The sequence below is a fragment of the Achromobacter sp. 1011791174 genome (genome assembly GCF_059760925.1).
This window is the reverse complement of sequence record NZ_JCBANH010000132.1, coordinates 1-15037: the sequence shown is the minus strand read 5'-3', so window position 1 is coordinate 15037 and position 15037 is coordinate 1. Positions and strand designations below refer to the sequence as shown.

The following is a 15037-nucleotide window of genomic DNA, read 5'->3' as shown; positions in this document are numbered from 1 at the left end:
CGGGGCCGCGCGCGCCGCTCACCGCGCGCACCAGCACCTCGATGGCGGGGTCTTCCTTGCGCACCTGGATGCGGTCGCCGGGCGCGACTTCGCGCGCCGGTTTGGCCGGCTGGCCGTTGACCAGGATGCGGCCCTTGCCGATCTCCTGCGACGCCAGGCTGCGCGTCTTGTAGAAGCGCGCCGCCCACAGCCATTTGTCGAGCCGGATCTTTTCCATGTGAATTCGGGGTGCAGCGGGGAAAGGCAAGATGATAAACCGTCGCCTGTCTACCCTCGGCCAGGCGGGCAGGGCCTTGGATTGTGCATGCAAGCTTCACTTGACTATTGCCGGGCGCTTGTCGATGATGTGGCCGCCTGGGCGACGATTCCTCAATAATTCCGCGTCCGGGACCCGCCGCGGCAATCGGTGGCGGGAGGCGAGACAGGCCATCTTCCCTGGGAGGGGAAATCCATGCCATCGCGCGCGCCGCCATCCGGCGCGGCAGGCTGCCGCCCGTCCCATGGCGATGCGCAGGCGCGTGACTTCCGGCAGTTTCCCCTTTTGGCTGTTTCCTGCTCGATAGGACGAAAAATGAAAAGAACCGTTCTTGCCGTCGGCCTCGCAGGCCTGGGCGGCTGCGCCGCCGTGCCGCCCATGTATCCGGTGTTCGATGCGGCCAGCGATACCAAGACCTCATCTCCGTTCGTCATGCGCGAAACCTTGCCGGAAGAGCCCGCGAAAGATGGCGTAGCCAAGAAGCCCGAGCGGGTGGTCGCCATCTCGGATCTGCCCAGGACGGTGTCCAAACTCTATGAGCAGCGCGCGGCCTACCAGAATCAGGCCGACCGGGCGCAGAAGGCGCTCTATCAGACTGGCGACGGCGTCATGGTCGGCGCTGTCGTCGGCGCGGTCGGGGGCATCGTGAGCAATGTGGCGACGGCGGCGTCCGGCGCGGGCATCGCCACCGTGTCCGGGTTGATGGGCTCGCGCTACGACCTGGCGGCGCAGCGCAATATCTACAACGATGGCGCGCGCAAGGTATCCTGCATCATCACCACGGCGACGGGGTTCGCCGGACAGGCCGAACTGCTGGGAGTGGCGGCCGACGGAACCGATCCGCGGAGCAGGGACGTCGCCAATGCCGCGCAGCAAGGCGCCGACGACGTCCTGTTCCTGGTCCGCAGCCAGCTCGGACAGTTGTCGCCGCCGCCGATCAATCCGGCGGCGGTGATCGCGCTGTACAAGGGCCTGCTGGCCGTCCCCGATGCGAAAGGAATCATGGAAACCCAGGCGCTCAGCGCCGAGGAAAAACAGAGCAGGCTCGATGTGCTGGTGAACAACGCCAAGGTCGACATCAAGGCCTGCGTGGCATCCGGCGAGCAGGTGTCGCCGAAGAAATAGTCGCCTCGCGGCGCCGCGCGAGGGCACCGCTGCACGCTGCGTCAGGGCGGCGAAAAGCCGCCTTCGTCGCGCTCATCCCTGTCCGGAGTGTCGCCGGCGGTCGCGGCGGCGATCATCGCGGCGAAGGCGGCCGGGGGCAGGGGGCGGCTGAACAGATAGCCCTGCATCGCGTCGCAGCCCTCGTCCTGCAGCATCTGGCGCTGCGCCTCGGTCTCCACGCCTTCGGCCAGCGTGCGCATGCCCAGCGAATGAGCCAGCCGGACGATGCCCCGGATCACGGCGGTGGCCGTGGGCACCGCGCCCAGCGCCCAGACGAAGGACTTGTCGATCTTGAGCGTGCTGATCGGCGCCTGCATCAGATAGGCCATGCTGGCCTGGCCCGACCCGAAGTCGTCCAGCGATGCGCTGATCCCGGCCTGGCGCAGTTCGCGCAGCGCGGCCGTGGCCTGGTCCACGTCGCCCATCAGCGTGTGCTCGGTGATCTCGACCTCCAGCCGCTCGGGCGGCACGCCGTGCGACTGGCACAGGCCCACCAGCGTGGCCGCCAGGTTCGGCGCCAGCAGCTGCCGGGCCGACAGGTTCAGGCAGACCTTGGGGATGGGCAGCCCGATGGTCAGCCATTCGCTCAGGTGCCAGCAGGTGGTGTCGACCACCCACTCGGTCAGCGCCAGTTCCTGGGGCGAGTCCAGCAGCACGTCCAGGAACGAGGCCGGTCCGAGCAGGCCGCGCGATGGATGGCGCCAGCGCAGCAGCGCCTCGGCGCCGCAGATGGCGCCGTTGCGCATGTCGACCTGGGGCTGGAAATGCAGCTCGAACTGGTTGCCGTCCAGCGCGGCCTGGATGTCGCCGCGCAGCGCGTTGCGCTCCTGCAAGCCGGGACTCAGTTCGTGGCGGTAGACGCGCACCTGGGAGCGGCCGGCGGCCTTGGCCGCGTACATGGCCGCGTCGGCGTAGGCCAGCAGCACGTCGGCGGAATCGGCCGGCGAATTCATGGTGGCGATGCCGATGCTCGCGCCCAGCGATACCGGGCGGCCGTGGATCTGGTGCGGCATGGACAGCAGGTTCAGCAGGGAGTTGGCCAGCGCCTCGGCGGCGCGTTCGGTGGTGTCGCGCAATACCAGCGCGAACTCGTCGCCGCCGGCGCGCGCGCAGAAGATGGACGGGGTCTGGAAGCGGCGCAGCCGCTCGGCCACGTCGCGCAGCAGCGCGTCGCCCTCGGCGTGGCCGAAGGTGTCGTTGACTTCCTTGAAGCGGTCCAGGTCCAGGAACAGCACTGCCAGCAGCGTGCGCTGGCGGCCCAGGCCGGCGGCGGCCTCCGCGATGGCGCCGGACAGCGTGTCCATGAGCTGGCGGCGGTTGGGCAGGCCGGTCAGGTAATCGTGCGTGGCCTGGTAGCGTAGCTGCGAGATCTTGGCGTGCACGTGCGACACATCGCGCAGCACCAGGACGATGCCGTCACGCGCCGGAAAGGCGCGCGCCTCGAACCAGGACGCCAGCGGCGCGTAGTAGCCGGTATGGGCCGCCGGCTGGCCGGTGGCGGCGACGGCGCGGCAGGCGTCGTGGTAGCCCGAGCCGGCCAGGTCGGGATAGCTGTCCCAGACGTTGTGGCCGGCCAGCTCGCCCAGGTCGCGCCGCAGCAGGCGCGCCGCGGCCGGGTTCAGATAGCGCACGCGCCATTCCGCATCGAGCCAGATGAAGGGATCGCTCAGGCTGTCCAGCATGGCTTGGGACGCGGCCGGGTCGGTCGCGGGCAGGCCGGCCTCGGGCCGGAAGGGGACGGGCGCATTGCTCTTTGGTGTCATCTTTTTTATGCCGGTTTGGTGCAGCGGTGTAGGAATGAAGATGCTCAGGCATGGCGTCGCGTCCCGGGCCACGCCGGCCGGAACTGGATGCGCGGTATGCAATATTCTGCAAGGTTTCTGATGTTTTATCTCATCCAGGCAAACCCGGAGAAGAATGCTGCCGGCGCTTGTCGGACGGGGGCCGGCGCCGGCTTTCGCGCCTTCGGGCAATGGCGCGAAAGCGGGTTGCCGCGTGCTTGCCCGCGCGTTGTGATAAAAGCTTGTCGCCGGGCATGGGCCAGGCCGGGCGTCCTGGCGGGCGTGCGGGCAATGAGGGCGCGCGGCACCGGAAGATGCGGCCGCGCAACACAAGGAAAGGACCTGATGCGATTCCTGAATTCCATGCCGGCGAGGATCCGCGCGCTCGTCGCCTTGGTCGTCGTGCTGGCGGGCGTCTCGCTGGTTGCGCGATTCGACGACGGCCAGGAGCGGCGCTTCGAGTCCTATGATGCGATGCGGGCCGAAGGGCAGGGCAGCTACACCTGGTTTCCGGTGTTCCTGCCCGCGTCGGCGCGACAGATTGTCTTGTATACGCGGGTCGACACGAACTATTTCCATGCCGGGTTTTCATTGGATGCCAAGGCCATGGCGGATTTCGACGTTCATCTGAAAACCGGCGCCTCCGCCGAAGGCCTGCGCCTGTTGCGCGAGCAGCAGCGCGGCATCGGCCGGGCCTGGTGCGCGCGGGCGCAGTCCCAGGGCGGCGGGTCGGACACGCTCTACCTGATCGGCAAGGACGACGCCGTCGATGGCCGGTATTTCATGGTCGGTCTGGCGAGCGCCCCGGCCGGCGCGGACGCCCCTGCGATGAAGCAGGCGGCAGGCCGGTACTGTGAATCCGAACCCGGCGCATAAGGATCCGGTCGCGACGGCGCAAAAAAACGGCGCTCCGAAGAGCGCCGCAAACCGGCAAACCGGGAGCCGGGCCTGTCTCGGCCCGGCCGTATTCAATCCAGACTTCAGTCCAGCTTCAGATTGGCTTCCTTGACCACGCGCTGCCATTTCTCGATCTCGGCGCGGCGGAAGGCGTCCAGTTCGGCGGGCGTGGAGCCGATGGGCTCGGCGCCGATGCCGGCCAGCTGTTCGGCGATGGCCGGGTCCTTCAGCACCTTGGCCAGCGCCTGCGACAGCTGCGTGACGACCTCGGGCGGCGTGCCGGCCGGCGCGAACACGGCGTTCCATTCATAGGTCTCGTAGCCGGGCACGCCGGATTCGGCGATGGTGGGCAGGTCCGGGGCGGCCGGCGAGCGGGTCGAGCCGCCCAGCGCGACGGCGCGCAGCTTGCCGTTCTTCACGTGCTGCCAGGCCGAGCCCATGCTGGCGAACATGACCGGCACCTGGCCGGACATGACGTCGATCATGGCCGGGCCGCCGCCCTTGTAGGCCACGTGCTGCAGCTGGGTCTTGGCGAGCAGGTTGAACAGCTCGCCGGCCAGGTGCTGGGCCGAGCCGGGACCGGCCGAGGCGAAGTAGACATGGCTCTTTTGATCCGGCTGGCCGAGCTTGATCAGGTCGGCCACGGTCTTGACTTCATACGAGGGCGTCACGACCAGCACGTTGGGCACGCGCAGCAGCAGCGACACCGGCGCGAAGGCGCTCAGCGTGTCGAACTGCATGCGCGAGTGCAGCGCGGGGTTCTGCGCGTGGTTCGAGGCGTCCAGCATCAGCGTGTAGCCGTCGGGCTGGGCCTTGGCGACGACCGCCCCGCCGATCATGCCGCCCGCGCCGCCACGGTTCTCGATCACCACGGGCTGGCCCAGCTCGGCGGCCAGCTTGGGGCCGATCAGGCGGGCAACGACGTCGACCGTGCCGCCGGGCGGATAGGTGACCACCAGCGTGATCGCGCGCTCGGGGTAGGCGGCCGAGGCCGCGCCGGCGCCGCCGGCCAGCAGTCCGGCGGCCAGCAGCAGGGCGCCGCGGCGGGCGACGCGTTTGAACAGAGGGGTCATGGTGCTTCTCCAGTGAATTGAAACAACCGCAGCGGGGTATCGGCAAGCACTGCTTGCCGCGCCGCGGCATCGTCGATCCAGGCGTCCAGCCACTGCGTCGCCGCGGTGTAGGACGCCAGGTGGCGATGCTCGGTATGGGGCCAGTCGCTGCCCCACATGAGTCGGTCGGGCGTGTAGGCGTCCAGCAGCAGCCGGGCGGCTTCACGGCCGGCCCGCGCACAGTCCGGCGCCGGCCAGTTGCGATAGGGCGCCGCCAGCTTGACCCAGACCTGGCCGCTGTCGGCCTGGCGCAGCAGGTAGGCGAAGCCGGGGTCGGCGATGCCCAGGGCCGGGTCCGGGCGGCCGAAGTGGTCGATGACCACGCGGCAGCCGGCGGCCAGCAGGGCCGGCATGATAGCGGGCAGGCGGCTCGCCTGCAGATGCACTTCCACATGCCAGCCCAGCGTGTTGACGTGCGCCAGCAATTCCTGCCAGGCGGGCTGGTCCAGCGCGGGCAGGGGCAGGCCGATCAGGTTGAGCCGGATGCCGGCCACGCCGGCCTCGGCCAGCGCCAGCAGATCCGCCGCCGCGATGTCGGGCGACACCACGGCGACCCCGCGCAGCCGGCCGGCGGCGGCGCGCAGCGCCGCGACCAGATGGCTGTTGTCGGTGCCCAGGAAGCTGGGCTGCACCAGCACGCCGCGCGCCACGCCGTGCGCGTCCAGCAAGGCCAGGTATTGCGTCAGCGTCGCGTCGTAGTCCGGCGTGTGCCGACGCGTGTCGGCCAGCGCCAGTCCTTGGCGAAAGACGTGCGCGTGAGTGTCGATGGCGGGGCCTTGCAAGCGGATCTCCAGCGGGGTAGCGCTGGCCTGGGGCGGGCGCCTGTTTTCCGTATGGCGGAATTCTAGGAAGGAAGGGTATAGTTTTCTATTGTTAGAAAATGTTTTATTCATACCGAATCGATATGGAAACCCGGCATCTGCGTTATTTCCTGGCGGTGATGGACCACGGCAGCGTCAGCCGCGCCGCCGAGTGGCTGGGCATCGCGCAGCCCGCGCTGAGCCAGGCGCTGGGCCGCATGGAAAAGGACCTGGGCGTGCGCCTGTTCGAGCGCTCACGCCTGGGCGCCGCGCCCACGCCGGCGGCGCTGGCCATCGTCGAGGACGCGCGCGTCAGCGTGGCCCGCATCGACGCCGCCGAGCAGCGCGCCCGCGAGATCGCGCGCGGCAGCGCCGGCCAATTGACGGTGGGGTTGGTGACCTCGGCGCTGTTCGACACGCTGCCGCGCGCGCTGCGCGAACTGCGGCGCCAGGCGCCGGGCGTGAAGGTGGTGCTGCGCGAAATGAGCAATGCCGAGCAGGCCCAGGCCTTGCAGGACGGCGGCATCGACATCGGCCTGATGCACACGCCGGTGGCGGTGGGCGGGCACATGCGCGAACGCCAGCTGTTGCGCGAGCGGCTGGTGGCCGCGGTGCCCGACGAGTTCGAATTGGACCCGGACGGACAGACCTCGCTGGCGCGCATCGCGCAGGCCGGCCTGGTGATGTATCCGCAGGCGCAGCTGCCTTCGTTCTATGCGGATATCCTCGACGCCCTGCGCAAGGCGGGCCACGACGCCCATGTGGCGCAGGAGGCCAACCGCACGCTGACCGTGCTGTCCTGCGTGGCCGGCGGCTGCGGCGTGGCGCTGCTGCCCAGCTGGATCCGGTCGATGGATTTCAGCGGCGTGCGCTTTTGCGAAGTGCGCGACGGACAGTCGCTGCCCAGTTTTGACCTGAGCGCGATCTGGCCCGCGCGCTCGGTGCCGACGCTGGCTGATCTGTTCGCCAACCTGGATTTGCGGCCCGCCGGCGCGGCGCAGACTTAAGCCAGGCTTAAGGCGGCGGAGCGCATCGGAACTCGGCTCGCGCGCCCCGTCTAACTTGGAAATCTCGCACAAGGTTTCCAAGCGATGGACCTGAACTGGAACGACCAGCTCGCGCAAAGCGCATGGTGGCTGTTGCGCGCCTTTTTCATCACGGCCGTGGCGCTGGCCGTGTCCGCCACCTTGCTGGCGCGTTTCACCGGCTGGGGCCGCAAGTTCTGGCGGCTGGCCTGGCCCTACCTGACGCCGCGGCGCAGCTGGCGGCCGCTGCTGACCGTCGCGCTGCTGCTGTTCCTGGCCATGTTCGCCGTGCGCATGACGGTGCTGTTTTCCTATTGGTACAACGGCTTCTACAGCGCGCTGCAGGCGCTGGACCAAACGGCTTTCTGGCATTTCCTCGCCATCTTCGGCGTGCTGGCCACCGTGCATGTGCTGCGCACGCTGGTCGACAGCTATGCCGGCCAGGCTTTCGACATCCATTGGCGCGTGTGGCTCAACGAGCGCCTGACGCATGACTGGCTGGACGGCCGCGCCTACTATCGCGGCCATTTCCTGGACCAGCCCGTCGACAACCCCGACCAGCGCATCGAGCAGGACATCGGGCTGTTCGTCGCCGGCACCCGCACGCTGGCCATCGGCGCCCTGAGCGCGGTGGTCTCGCTGGTGGAGTTCACCGCCATCCTGTGGGGCTTGTCGGGGGCTCTGGCTGTGGCGGGCGTGGAAATCCCGCGCGCCATGGTGTTCATGGTCTATCTGTACGTCGTCATCGCCACCGTGTTCGCGTTCCGCATCGGTCGTCCGCTGATCCGGCTGAGTTTCCTGTCCGAGCGCCTGACCGCCAACTTCCGCTATGCGTTGGTGCGGCTGCGCGAGAACGCCGAGAACGTGGCGTTCTACCAGGGCGAGGGCGTGGAGCGCGCCACGCTGCGCGAGCGCTTCCTGGCCTATGTGGCCAATCTGTGGGCGCGCGTCTACCGGGGCCTGAAGTTCGACGGCTTCAACCTGGCCGTGAGCCAGGTGGCGGTGGTGTTTCCCTTCCTGCTGCAGGCGCCGCGCTTTTTTTCCGGCGCGATCAAGCTGGGCGACATGATGCAGACCTCGCAGGCCTTCGGGCAGGTGCAGGACGCGCTGTCCTTCTTCCGCACCTCATACGATACCTTCGCCCAGTACCGCGCCACGCTGGACCGCTTGAGCGGCTTCCTGGATGCCAACGAGGCCGCGCGCGCCTTGCCGGCCGTGACCGCCGAGGACCATGGCGAGCTGGCGCTGGATGGCCTGAGCGTGCAGCGACCTGACGGCAGGCCCATGGTCAGCGACCTGGACCTGCGTCTTCTGCCGGGGCAGGCGCTGCTGATCAAGGGGCCGTCCGGCAGCGGCAAGACCACGCTGCTGCGCGCGCTGGCCGGCTTGTGGCCCTGTGCGCAAGGCCGGCTGCGCCGGCCGCTGGGCGCGCGGGCGCTGTTCCTGTCGCAGCGGCCCTATCTGCCGCTGGGCGAGCTGCGCGGGGCGGTGGCGTATCCGGGTCTTGCCGGCCCGCAGGATGATGCGCGCCTGGCCGACGCGCTGGAGCGCGTGAATCTGGGCCATCTGGCGCCGCGCCTGGGCGAAGCCGCCGACTGGTCGCGCGTGCTGTCCATCGGCGAGCAGCAGCGCCTGGCGTTCGCGCGGGTGCTGTACAACCGGCCCGCCATCGTGTTCCTGGATGAAGCCACGTCCGCGACCGACGAGGGGCTGGAGCATGCGCTGTACCGCCGTCTGCGCGCGGACCTGCCCGAGGCGATGCTGGTCAGCGTGGGGCATCGAGGGACGCTGGATGCGTTCCATAGCCACCGGCTGGAGCTGGATGGGACGGGCAGGTGGTCGGTGGGGCCGATGGAGGAAACGCCGCGGCGCGAGGCGGCCTAGCATGCCGTCCGGCGGATACGCCAGCGGCCGTGGCCGTCAACGTTGCCGGCTCGATGGCGAATCGGGGATGTACCGGAACACCAGTACGGCTTGGCTGAACGATGGCTTGCCGTCGCGTTCGACGGGCTGCATGCGGACCTGGTCCGCGGCCGCGAGCGCAGTGATGTTCAGCGCGCGGTTGGGATCGGGCGACAGGATGACCGCATGCCGCACCACGCCTTTTTCGTCCAGCAGCACGCGCATGTAGACAACGCCGCCGATGCCGTTGCGCCATTCCCACGTGGGATAAATCGGATCGGGATATTTCGCGAAGACCCGCGCGTCGGGCAGATCGTCGGGCCACCGGCCAGGGGGTACGCCGAGCACGGTGCACCAGCCCAGGTCGGCGAGCGGACCGCTGACGCAATGCTCGGCGTAGGACTTCATGGTCAGGGACTTGACGGTGACGTGCCCGTCCATCTTCACGGAACGCAATGGCGCGACCTGCGGATAGGTCAATGGACGATGCGCGTCGTGATACATGTAGATCAGCGCGAGCACGCAGACGATGGCGACCCAGACCTTGATCCGATGCATCGACATCCAGGCGAGCAGCCACCGCCCTAGGAGCCAGCGCGCCGCCGCGCCGCGCCAAGCCGTCGCGGCCCCGGCGCCGATGTCGAGCACGGCGAGGTCCGGGGCTTCACGGCACAACGTCTCCAGGCTGTCGCCGTGCTTGATGGCTTGCCAGAACATGGGCTTGCGCCACCGCCGCGCCGCGCGCAGCGCGGCTTGCATGGCGGGATATTGTTCCGGCGGCAGGCGGGCCAGGAATTCCATCTGATCCTGAATGCGCTGGAACCAGAGAGACAGGTTCCAGTCGTCGGGAAACGGCTGACCTACCTCGTTCCAGCCGAAGTGGCGGGTCGCCGCCTCGAACAGCGCCAGTTGCCGGTCCGGCTGGTCCCGGATGGACTGCGCCAGGCTGGCGGACAGTTGCTCGACGGCATCCAGGCGCGACAGGCGCTCGTCCAGCATCGCCTTTCCCAACAGCGTAGTGTGTTGGTCGGCGGCCGCCTGCATCAGCGTGCGCGTCCAGTGGATCACGCCTTCGGCCTGTTGTTCGGGTGTGGGGCCGGGCGCGGGTGCGGGCGCCGTCCAGGCGGGAGCGGCCTTGCCAGCGCGAGGTGTGTCGATGGGACGTGATTCGTCCTGGGCCGACGCGGGATCCAGGCTGGGCGGTGCCGCGGCTGTTTCCGTTTCCATCGGCGAGGGGCCGGGTTCCGGCGCGTCGTCGTCTTGCTCGCGCTGCCATTCGGCCCAGGCGCGTGCGCGCTCGTAGGCTTCGCGCAGTGCAGCGAAACCTTCCGGGTCGCTGGCCTGGTCCATGCGCTTGAGCAGCACGGCATACGCGCGGCGGATGGCTTTCTGGTCGGTGGTGGGCGAGATGCCCAGCGCCGAGAACAGTGCGTCAGGCATGCGGCTATTCGCTGTAGCCGGGATCGTAGGCGCGATCGAACACGCTGTACCGTTCCAGTGCGTCGACCTCTTGCGTCAGCCGGGCTCGCGCGGGCGGAATGAGGCGTGCGTTCTGCTGCTCGATCACTTGCTCGAACAGCAGGATTTCATTGGCCAGATGTTGCCGCTCGTCGCCCCGCAATACCTGATAGACCCGCTCGGCGCGCGCCAGCAGCGTGCGGTTCGCGGTCTGCTCGCGCGGATGGATCTTGAGCGAGGCCAGTTCTTCCAGCCGGCGTCGGACCTCGGCGTCGCTCATATGCCTGTCGGCGTTCTGGATCACGATGCGCTGGCGCTGGCTTGATCCGGGCATGCCGGCCTCGACTTCCAGCAGGCCGTTGACGTCGTAGGTGAAGCGGACCTGAAACGACGACTCGGCGCGCGGTCGGCGCGACAGCGGCATCTTGAGCGTGCCCAGCAGGATGTTGTCGCGCACCAGGCGGGATTCACCCTGATAGATGTTCAGCTCCACTTCGGGCTGGTCGTCGTCCACGGGCGAGTAGGTTTCCTCGCGGCTGATCGGCACGACGCTGTTGCGTTCGATGATCGGAGAAAAGTGTCCGTCGACGCGCTGGCCCGACGGCAGGGTGCGCGTGACTTCGACACCCAGCGTGTAGGGACACACGTCCGTCATGACCACTTCGTCCAGCGCCTGGTCCTTCATCTTCAGCCCTGCCATGACGGCCGCGCCTGCCGCCACCACTTCATCGGGGTTCATCTCGATGTTGGGAAAGCGGCCGAACATGCGGGTCACGAGCTGGCGCACCAGCGGCATGCGCGTGGCGCCGCCGGCCAGGACCACGGTGGCGATGTCGGCGCTGCGGATGCGCGCGTCGCGCAAGGCGCGTTCGACGGGCGCGCGCAGACGGGCCAGCAGCGGCTCGCTCCAGTCGGCTAGCCGGTCCTGGGTCAGGTCGAGCGCGTACTCCGTGTCCCGCCACGCGACGCGCAGGCGCGATTCGGCCTGCTGCGACAACTTGATCTTGGCGATTTCCGCCTGCGCCAGCAGTTGCTGCATGAAGCGAGGATCGTCGCGGGCCTGGGCCGGCACCTCGGCGCGTTGCAGGAACTGCTTGACGATCTCGGCGACGAAGTCCTCGCCGCCCAGGAAGTTGTCGCCGGCCGTGGCGCGCACTTCCATCACGCCCTCGAACAGCTCCAGCACCGACACGTCGAAGGTGCCGCCGCCCAGGTCGAACACCAGGAATTGGGTTTCATCCTGCTGCTGGTGCAGGCCGTAGGCCAGCGCGGCGGCGGTGGGTTCGTTGATCAGGCGCTCGACCTTCAGGCCGGCCAGTTCGCCCGCGATGCGCGTGGCCTGGCGCTGGGAGTCGGAGAAATACGCGGGTACGCTGATGACGGCTTCGAGCACCGGCGCGCCCAGCAGCGCTTCGGCGTCGGCCTTCAGCGCGCGCAGCACCAGCGAGGACAGTTCCTCGGCCCGGAAATCGCGGTCGCCAAGCCGGAACGGCTTGTCGCTGCCCATATGGCGCTTGAACAGCGCGGCGGAGCGGTCCGGATGGGTTTGCAGGCGTTCGCGCGCGGCCTGGCCCACGAGCAGCGAGCCGTCTTGGTCCAGGCTGACGCAAGAGGGCGTGAGATACGTTCCCAGCGCATTGGGCACCAGGCGCGAGGCGCCGTCCTGCCAGATGGCCGCGAGGCTGTTGGTTGTGCCCAGGTCTATGCCGATGATCATTTTCTTCTCTGGTGCAAACGAGCGGGGCGCGAGCGTCAGGCGCGCCGGCGTCCAGTCGGTGTCGCGTGCCGCGGCGGCGCGTGCCGGGCGCCGCCCGGATTCAGGTGCCCACGCGCAGCGGCCCGGTCAGCTTGCGCAGCGCGGCGATGACGCTTTGCGCGGTGATGCGGCCGGTCTTGGGATTGGCCGAGGGGATGTTCTGGATTTCCATCGAGAACGAGGCCGAGTCCGAGTCCACCTCGACGCGGTGGATGTTGCGTTCCAGCGCCGGGTCGGCCCAGATTTCCAGCGTGGTCCGGTCCGGGCCGATGCCGGCCAGCGACACGCTGACCGCCACGTTCAGGTTGGCCGGGAAACCGACGGCGGCCTCTCGCGGCGAGCCGCGGAACACCAGGCGCGGCTCGGTGATGCCGGTCAGGTCGATGTTGTTGTCCGCCAGATAGGGGGCGCCCAGCAGGCCGCGCACGGGCTTGCGCGTGATCATCGTGACCGAATGGATTTCGCCTTCGGCGGCGGCGGTGATCGCGTCCAGTCCCAGGATGGCGCCGGACGGCACGATGATCTGGGCGCCGTGCTGGCGCGCCAGTTCGATCAGGTCGGCGTGGCGCAGCAGCGCGCCCGAGCTCAGCACCACCAGCTTCTTGCCGGCCCGCAGCACGGGCTCGGCCAGCTCGCGGAACACGGCGGCCGGCGCGCACTCCACCACCACGTCGCAATGCGCGTGCAGGTCGGCGAGGGTGCTGAAACGCGGCGGCTCGCGCCAGTCGAAGGCGGGCGGGGCCTTGGGGTCGCGCACGGCCACGGCCGCCAGGCTCAGGCCGGGCAGGCCGGCGTTCAGGGATTGCGCCACGGACTGGCCGATGGCGCCGAAGCCGGCGATGCCGACGCGGTAGCTGTTCATGAGGATCCTGCGGGCGTTCTGTGTGGGTGGGGCGCGGACGCAGTCGCGGCCGGCCTCAAAATGTAGCGAGCCCGCCGGCGAGGGTCAAGGCGGATCGCCGCGTAAACTTGCTTTTCGCTTTACTGGAGGCTCACATGCGCATTCTTCCCGAAACCCCCGCCGACATCGACGCGATCTTCGCGCTGACGCAAGCCGCTTTCGCGGACCATCCTCACAGCGAGCAGACCGAGGGCTACATCAATGACGCGCTGCGCCGCGCGGGCGCGTTGACCCTGTCGCTGGTGGCGCATGAAGACGGCCGCCAGGTGGGGCACGCGGCGTTCTCGCCGGTGACGATCGGCGATGGTTCGGCGGACTGGTACGGGCTGGGCCCGGTGGCCGTGCTGCCCGGCATGCAGGGCAGGGGCGTGGGCGCGGCGCTGATTCGCGAGGGCCTGGCGCGGCTGCGGGCGCTGGGCGCGGCGGGTTGCGTGGTGATGGGGGATCCGGCGTACTACCGCCGCTTCGGCTTCGAGACGCGACCGGACCTGCGCTACCCGGGCGTGCCGCCCGAGTACTTCATGGCCTTGGTCTACACGCGGCCGGCCAGCGGCGACGTGGCCTATCACGAGGCCTTCGCGGCGCGCGCGCCGCAACAGGGCGGCGCGGCTTGAGGGGCGGCGTCCAGGGCGGCTTGGGCCGCCCCGGACGCCAGTCGCGCCGGCTTCAGCGGATCGAGGTCTTCAGCATGGCGTCGCGCGCATGCCGCTCGCGCGCCAGCTCGATCAGCCGCGTGACCAGTTCCGGGTAGCTCATGCCGCTGGCCTGCCACAGCTTGGGGTACATGCTGATGCGAGTGAAGCCGGGCAGGGTGTTGACCTCGTTGACGATGACCTGGCCGTCCGACGTCAGGAACACGTCGACCCGCGCCAGGCCCGCGCATTCCAGCGCGCGGAAGGCGTCCAGCGCCACGCCACGGATCGTCTCGCTGGCTTGTGCGCTGATGTCCGCCGGCACCACCACGGCGGCGCCATCCTCGTCGATGTACTTGGTGTCGTAGGAATAGAACTCATCGCGCAGCACGATCTCGCCGCACACGCTGGCCTGCGGGTCGTCGTTGCCCAGCACGGCGCATTCGATCTCGCGGCCGACGATGGCCTGTTCCACCAGCACCTTGTGGTCGAACTGCAGCGCCAACGCCATGGCCTGCGTGAACTCGGCCTCGTTGCGCACCTTGCTCACGCCCACGGAGGATCCCATGTTGGCCGGCTTGACGAACAGCACCGGGCCGAGACGGGCGGCCAGCTCGGCGTAGCGGGCGCGCGCGGCGGTGGCGCAGGTATAGGATTCGAACGGCGCCACGGCCAGGCCGGCGGCCTGCAGCACGCGCTTGGTCATGGCCTTGTCCATGCACAGCGCCGAGCCCAGCACGTCCGAGCCGACGAAAGGCAGATTGGCCAGGCGCAGCATGCCCTGCAACGAGCCGTCCTCGCCCAGCGTGCCGTGCACGATGGGGAAGATCACATCGATCTGGCCCAAGGCCGGCGCCGCGCCGCCGGCGCCCACCAGCTGGCGTTCCTGCTTGCCGGGCACCAGCGCGACCTCGACGTTGCTTCGGTTCAGCGCGATGAGGGTGGGATCCTCGGCATGCAGCAGATAGTTCGAAGCGTCGTTGACGTGCCACTGACCCTGTTTGTCGATGCCGATCAGCACGGCTTCGTAGCGTTCCTTGTCCAGCGCGTCGACGATGTTCCTGGCCGATTGCAGCGACACCTCATGCTCCGCCGATTTGCCGCCGAAAATGATGCCTACCCGGGTCTTGCCGCTCATTGCTGTTCGTCCTTTTCTCGTATAGGGGAATTCTATCGGAGCCGCATATTATCCCCGCGCGCTGGCGGACGGATGCCGGATCTTGCGCATTGTGATGAAGTGCACAGTCTGTTTCGACATAGACAATCTGTTCTAGAAAAGTTATTCTAGAAAAAATTTTCTAGATCAAAGCCCCGCTTTCCCCGGACCCTCGCCATGCCCGCCAAGTCGCCTCC

The 15037-nt window shown here is 68.6% G+C and carries 13 protein-coding genes; 5 read left to right on the top strand and 8 right to left on the bottom strand.

All coding sequences use genetic code 11. The features are described from left to right. Window positions 1-217: RNA-binding S4 domain-containing protein (locus AC6LJ5_RS28185; protein WP_498142238.1), on the bottom strand; the 217-nt coding region annotated here is incomplete at its 3' end. Between the two features lie 234 nt (window positions 218-451). On the opposite strand from AC6LJ5_RS28185, the gene AC6LJ5_RS28180 reads away from it, so the two are divergent. After that, on the top strand, window positions 452-1381 hold the full coding sequence (locus AC6LJ5_RS28180) for a hypothetical protein (RefSeq protein WP_498142237.1): 930 nt from the start codon (window positions 452-454) through the stop codon (window positions 1379-1381). A gap of 41 nt (window positions 1382-1422) precedes the next feature. On the opposite strand, the gene AC6LJ5_RS28175 is transcribed toward AC6LJ5_RS28180, so the two are convergent. Next, window positions 1423-3183, bottom strand: a complete 1761-nt coding sequence (locus AC6LJ5_RS28175) for a putative bifunctional diguanylate cyclase/phosphodiesterase (protein ID WP_498142236.1) — start codon at window positions 3181-3183, stop codon at window positions 1423-1425. Between the two features lie 363 nt (window positions 3184-3546). Here AC6LJ5_RS28175 and AC6LJ5_RS28170 point away from each other — a divergent pair, with 363 nt between their 5' ends. Continuing rightward, window positions 3547-4077 (top strand): YbbD-related protein, encoded by a 531-nt coding sequence (locus AC6LJ5_RS28170; RefSeq protein WP_103273761.1) that lies wholly within the window; start codon window positions 3547-3549, stop codon window positions 4075-4077. A 104-nt stretch (window positions 4078-4181) separates the two neighbouring features. Here the strand turns inward: AC6LJ5_RS28170 and AC6LJ5_RS28165 are convergent, their stop codons facing one another. Continuing rightward, on the bottom strand, window positions 4182-5171 hold the full coding sequence (locus AC6LJ5_RS28165; protein WP_498142235.1) for a tripartite tricarboxylate transporter substrate binding protein: 990 nt from the start codon (window positions 5169-5171) through the stop codon (window positions 4182-4184). Further along, a complete protein-coding gene (locus tag AC6LJ5_RS28160) occupies window positions 5168-5992 on the bottom strand; it encodes an amidohydrolase family protein (protein ID WP_392412600.1) in 825 nt (274 codons plus the stop codon). The genes AC6LJ5_RS28165 and AC6LJ5_RS28160 overlap by 4 nt, the downstream gene beginning before the upstream one ends. Before the next feature lie 122 nt (window positions 5993-6114). Here AC6LJ5_RS28160 and AC6LJ5_RS28155 point away from each other — a divergent pair, with 122 nt between their 5' ends. Then, window positions 6115-7017: a LysR family transcriptional regulator gene (locus AC6LJ5_RS28155; RefSeq protein WP_498142234.1), complete on the top strand. Its 903-nt coding sequence runs from the start codon at window positions 6115-6117 to the stop codon at window positions 7015-7017. An 84-nt stretch (window positions 7018-7101) separates the two neighbouring features. Continuing rightward, window positions 7102-8919 carry an ABC transporter ATP-binding protein/permease gene (locus tag AC6LJ5_RS28150; RefSeq protein WP_392412601.1) on the top strand — a complete coding sequence of 606 codons (1818 nt, stop codon included), beginning with the start codon at window positions 7102-7104 and terminating at the stop codon, window positions 8917-8919. 36 nt (window positions 8920-8955) lie between these two features. On the opposite strand, the gene AC6LJ5_RS28145 is transcribed toward AC6LJ5_RS28150, so the two are convergent. From AC6LJ5_RS28145 to AC6LJ5_RS28135, 3 genes are all read right to left on the bottom strand, one after another. Then, a complete protein-coding gene (locus AC6LJ5_RS28145; RefSeq protein WP_498142233.1) occupies window positions 8956-10377 on the bottom strand; it encodes a TonB family protein in 1422 nt (473 codons plus the stop codon). Window positions 10378-10381: 4 nt separating this feature from the next. Next, complete coding sequence (locus AC6LJ5_RS28140; RefSeq protein ID WP_498142232.1) at window positions 10382-12112, bottom strand: Hsp70 family protein; 1731 nt, start codon at window positions 12110-12112, stop codon at window positions 10382-10384. A 100-nt stretch (window positions 12113-12212) separates the two neighbouring features. Continuing rightward, complete coding sequence (locus AC6LJ5_RS28135) at window positions 12213-13013, bottom strand: aspartate dehydrogenase (RefSeq protein WP_103273768.1); 801 nt, start codon at window positions 13011-13013, stop codon at window positions 12213-12215. Between the two features lie 134 nt (window positions 13014-13147). Between AC6LJ5_RS28135 and AC6LJ5_RS28130 the strand changes: the two genes are divergently transcribed. Then, window positions 13148-13666, top strand: a complete 519-nt coding sequence (locus AC6LJ5_RS28130; RefSeq protein WP_103273769.1) for a GNAT family N-acetyltransferase — start codon at window positions 13148-13150, stop codon at window positions 13664-13666. 52 nt (window positions 13667-13718) lie between these two features. Here AC6LJ5_RS28130 and ddlA read toward each other — a convergent pair whose 3' ends face one another. Next, the gene (ddlA, locus tag AC6LJ5_RS28125; RefSeq protein ID WP_498142231.1) at window positions 13719-14822 is read right to left on the bottom strand and encodes a D-alanine--D-alanine ligase; all 1104 of its coding nucleotides are present in this window, start codon (window positions 14820-14822) and stop codon (window positions 13719-13721) included. Window positions 14823-15037 lie beyond the last annotated feature (215 nt).

Coding starts and splice junctions, on each gene's coding strand:
- AC6LJ5_RS28140 (WP_498142232.1), bottom strand. CDS start 12,112: ATGATCATCGGCATAGACCTGGGCACAACCAACAGCCTCGCGGCCATC.
- AC6LJ5_RS28150 (WP_392412601.1), top strand. CDS start 7,102: ATGGACCTGAACTGGAACGACCAGCTCGCGCAAAGCGCATGGTGGCTG.
- AC6LJ5_RS28135 (WP_103273768.1), bottom strand. CDS start 13,013: ATGAACAGCTACCGCGTCGGCATCGCCGGCTTCGGCGCCATCGGCCAG.
- AC6LJ5_RS28180 (WP_498142237.1), top strand. CDS start 452: ATGCCATCGCGCGCGCCGCCATCCGGCGCGGCAGGCTGCCGCCCGTCC.
- AC6LJ5_RS28145 (WP_498142233.1), bottom strand. CDS start 10,377: ATGCCTGACGCACTGTTCTCGGCGCTGGGCATCTCGCCCACCACCGAC.
- AC6LJ5_RS28170 (WP_103273761.1), top strand. CDS start 3,547: ATGCGATTCCTGAATTCCATGCCGGCGAGGATCCGCGCGCTCGTCGCC.
- AC6LJ5_RS28175 (WP_498142236.1), bottom strand. CDS start 3,183: ATGACACCAAAGAGCAATGCGCCCGTCCCCTTCCGGCCCGAGGCCGGC.
- AC6LJ5_RS28165 (WP_498142235.1), bottom strand. CDS start 5,171: ATGACCCCTCTGTTCAAACGCGTCGCCCGCCGCGGCGCCCTGCTGCTG.
- AC6LJ5_RS28155 (WP_498142234.1), top strand. CDS start 6,115: ATGGAAACCCGGCATCTGCGTTATTTCCTGGCGGTGATGGACCACGGC.
- AC6LJ5_RS28130 (WP_103273769.1), top strand. CDS start 13,148: ATGCGCATTCTTCCCGAAACCCCCGCCGACATCGACGCGATCTTCGCG.
- ddlA (WP_498142231.1), bottom strand. CDS start 14,822: ATGAGCGGCAAGACCCGGGTAGGCATCATTTTCGGCGGCAAATCGGCG.